Source organism: Microcoleus sp. BR0-C5 (assembly GCF_036705045.1).
Lineage (GTDB): Bacteria > Cyanobacteriota > Cyanobacteriia > Cyanobacteriales > Microcoleaceae > Microcoleus.
The window spans coordinates 1-3,499 of record NZ_JAUBTR010000163.1 but is presented as its reverse complement, the minus strand read 5'-3'; the positions used below and the strand labels follow the sequence as shown (position 1 = coordinate 3,499).

At 49.1% G+C, this 3,499-nt stretch carries 3 protein-coding genes and 1 riboswitch; all 3 genes read right to left on the bottom strand.

Annotated features, from left to right (window positions below; translation table 11 throughout):
* Positions 1-232: 232 nt before the first annotated feature.
* Positions 233-943, bottom strand: a complete 711-nt coding sequence (locus tag QUB08_RS31530) for a precorrin-2 C(20)-methyltransferase (protein WP_333230192.1) — start codon at positions 941-943, stop codon at positions 233-235.
* Positions 940-1,569 carry a precorrin-8X methylmutase gene (locus QUB08_RS31525; protein WP_333230190.1) on the bottom strand — a complete coding sequence of 210 codons (630 nt, stop codon included), beginning with the start codon at positions 1,567-1,569 and terminating at the stop codon, positions 940-942. The genes QUB08_RS31530 and QUB08_RS31525 overlap by 4 nt, the downstream gene beginning before the upstream one ends.
* Before the next feature lie 145 nt (positions 1,570-1,714).
* Entirely contained in the window at positions 1,715-3,232 is a 1,518-nt protein-coding gene (gene cobG, locus QUB08_RS31520) for a precorrin-3B synthase (RefSeq protein WP_333230188.1), read from the bottom strand.
* An 8-nt stretch (positions 3,233-3,240) separates the two neighbouring features.
* Positions 3,241-3,320: riboswitch (adenosylcobalamin-variant (AdoCbl-variant) riboswitch) on the bottom strand.
* Positions 3,321-3,499 lie beyond the last annotated feature (179 nt).

Below are 3,499 nucleotides of genomic sequence, written 5' to 3'. Positions count from 1 at the left end.
TCATTTGTTTATGATTGCTTTATTTGGTTTTCAATGTTCGTGACGGCTTTGTGTTCCGCCATGTAAATAAACATAAAGCATATTCTCAGGTTTGTAAAGTTTTTTAACAACAGATTAACTAATGAAAGTTATAAGCTTAAGTTATCAATATGAAGAAAAGTGGATAAAGAGGTAAGAATGCACAAAAAAGTAGGTAAAGCCTGGAAGCGCGTCGCCTTCAGGCATGGAAATATTAAGATACAGATTTTTGCTGGCTAGGTATCATAATGAGAGCCCAATAGGGAACTTCAGCGGGATCGACATCTGCGATCGCCCGAATTCGCTGATTCGGCATAGTTGCGCGTTCTATATACAGTGCTCGATCGAACTGTCCCAACTCAATCAGCACGTCCCGGACTTTCGCAAAATGCCGCCCCAGTTTAATAATCACAGCAGCATCAACAACCGCCAGTCGATCGCGCAAAACCTCAGCATCCAGCGTCGCAGGCATAATACTTAACACATCGTTACGATAAGTCAGCGGCACTCCCAACGCAGCAGCACTCGCCATTGTCGAAGAAATTCCCGGCACAACTTCAGTGGTAAATCTCGCCGACAAACGGTTGAATAGATACATAAACGAGCCGTAGAGAAAAGGTTCGCCCTCACATAGCACCGCCACATCCTGTCCCTCGCTCAGATGGGCGGCAATTTTCTCGGCAGCAATATCATAATAAGGTTGAGACGATCGCGTCGGACTAAAAGGCAACGGCATCGGAATCTCAATTTGCTCCGGGCGCAGATAATCAGCAACGATCGCCCGCGCCAGCACCTTACCATTTTCCATCGCCGGATAGGCAATCACCGGCACCGATTGCAAAATCCGATAAGCTTTCAAAGTAATCAACTCTGGATCGCCAGGGCCAATACCCAAACCGTACAATTTACCAGTAGCCTTAGTCATAATTCATCCTTTTTCGCTAACGCATTCACGGCTGCCGTTGCCATTGCACTGCCACCGCGCCGCCCGTGCAACGTAATAAATGGCACTCCCCGACTGTTGGCAGCGAGTTCGGCTTTGGATTCGGCAGCCCCCACAAATCCTACCGGGAAACCCAGAATTAAAGCCGGTTTGGGTGCTCCGGCATCCAGCATTTCCAGTAGTCGGAACAAAGCAGTCGGGGCATTGCCGATGGCCACAACCCCACCCTGCAAGTTGTCCAGCCATAAATCAAGCGCCGCTGCCGATCGAGTATTTCCCATTTGCCGCGCCAACTCCGGGATCTCGGAATGCCAGAGGGTGCAAATCACCGGATTGTCAGCGGGAAGGCGTTTGCGAGTGATGCCTTCGGCCACCATCCGGGCATCGCACAGGATGGGCGCGCCTGCGGAAAGGGCTTGGCGTCCGCAGGTGGCTGCACCGGGGGAAGCTGCTAAATCTGTAACAATATCGGTCATGCCACAACTGTGAATTAGTCGCACGGCTACCGATTCTAAATCGGGCGGCAAGCTTGACAAATCTGCTTCGGCTCGAATTGTGGCGAAGGATTTGGTGTAGATTTCTGTTCCGTCTCGAATGTAGTCAATCATTGTTTAAAACTGCTATGGGAAGTTTGTGGGATTTGTGAAATAGATTTTTTGAATGAACCGCGAAGGCGCGAAGGAAGAAATATCAAGAGAGATAGAAAGAGAAATGATTACAATTTGTCAGTTTTTAGGGGATATTTTTTCACTTTCAATTCCGATTTTCGGTGCTGAACAACTCCTGTAATTGGTCGATCGCCTGCCGATCAACAAACTCACCAAATGACTCCACAGGCTCTCGAAACCGCTGATACACCCGCAACATTTGTTCGATCGCACCGGGCATCTCGATCGCACTCACCGCCTGAAAAATTGGTCGTCCGAAGGGCAAATCTTTTCTACCCGCATAAATGTCGTAACCTTCGATAGTTTCGTCTCCTCGCTCAATCTGAATTCCCACCAGCGTGATATCAATTGGCTGGTGCTGGGCGCAGGACTTTTGGCAACCGCTGAAATGGATGTTAATCGGTTGGTCGATCGTCAATTTTTGCGCTAAATCCCTCACCATTGATAGGGCGTGACTTTGAGTATCTGTCGCCGCCGACGCACAGCCGCTGCTGCCAGCACAAGCCACCAAGCACGAATCTAGGCGAGTCGCCGACGAGTGCAATCCCAAATCGGCGATTTGCTGTTTTACCTCAAAAAGCTGGGAGTTGGGGATATCAGAAATCAACAGATTTTGCCACGGCGTAAGTCTCAGGGTACCGCTGGCTAGATTTTGGGCTAAATTTGCCAAATTCCGCAGTTGCTTTGATTCTAGCCTACCGAGAGGCAGCGCTATTCCCATGTAGGATAAATCCGACTGTCGCTGAGGGTGGATGCCGAGATGTCGGTGAGGGGAGAGGGATTTTTCAGATGAGGCATCTTGCCTGTTTTGGGGAGAGGTGCCTGATGTGAATTGCAATAAAAATGGTAAATTCCTCTCTACCCTTTCTAGATAACTTTCAGCGCCCCAATCTGCCAGCAGGTGACGCAAACGCGGTTTTTTGCCATCAATTCGAGGTCGATTTTTGGTGTATTCAAGATAGGTGCTAGCGAGGGCGGCTAATACTAAAATACATTGCGATTCTTGGATTAAAATTCCTGTATCGCCGTTTAAATGCAGCCGAAAAACGATTTCTGATTGGGTTGAAAGCCTTTGAGCAGCTAATAAAATATCGTTGCGTAAAGCCTGGATCGAAACCGATTCCCCGCCGTCCAAGCCAATACTGAACTTAGGCGAAAGTTCCGACAATTCGGAATGTGTTTGCAGATAATCATCCCAAGCTTTGACTAGCGGGCGAGTATCCAGTAACTGCTGGCGATCGAGCCCTGCTGTCGGACTTGCCATAATATTGCGAATCGGGTCAACTTCCACGCGGCGAGACGCTATCCCCAATTCCTGCAAGCGGTTCCAGACTTCGGGGGCAATTTCCGAGTTCACTTCTCGGATTTGCAAATTTGCCCGATTTGTCACTTGCAAACAGCCGGTACTGTATTGATCCGCCAAATCGGCGATCGTCCGACACTGCTGCGCGTTTAAAATTCCCCCCGGAATCCGCATTCTCGATAAAACTCCGTCTCGGGCTTGGGAACCGTAAAATAAACCCGGACAAGTCGGCAAATCAGTCAAAGCTAACAAATAATCTCCTCCCCGTGCTACGCAGGGAATCCAAAAGTAAACGCCCACAAAGCGCCCCCGAAATCGGCATTCTGACTTTTACAGTTGCGGCACAGCGCCGGAATTGCACCGGACTTTCCCGCTTTCAGGTTTTAGAAAGGTATCACGAGCTGACCGACAGAAAGCAAAACCCTCAACTTTCTTAACAAAACCCTGGCGATGGCGTCGGGCCCCGCAAGCTACGCCCCTGTCTCTCCTTTCATCAGCTATCCTAATCACACTCATCAGTTTAACTGTCGTCAAACCCCTTTACAAACCTTAACGATAGGCGTAATA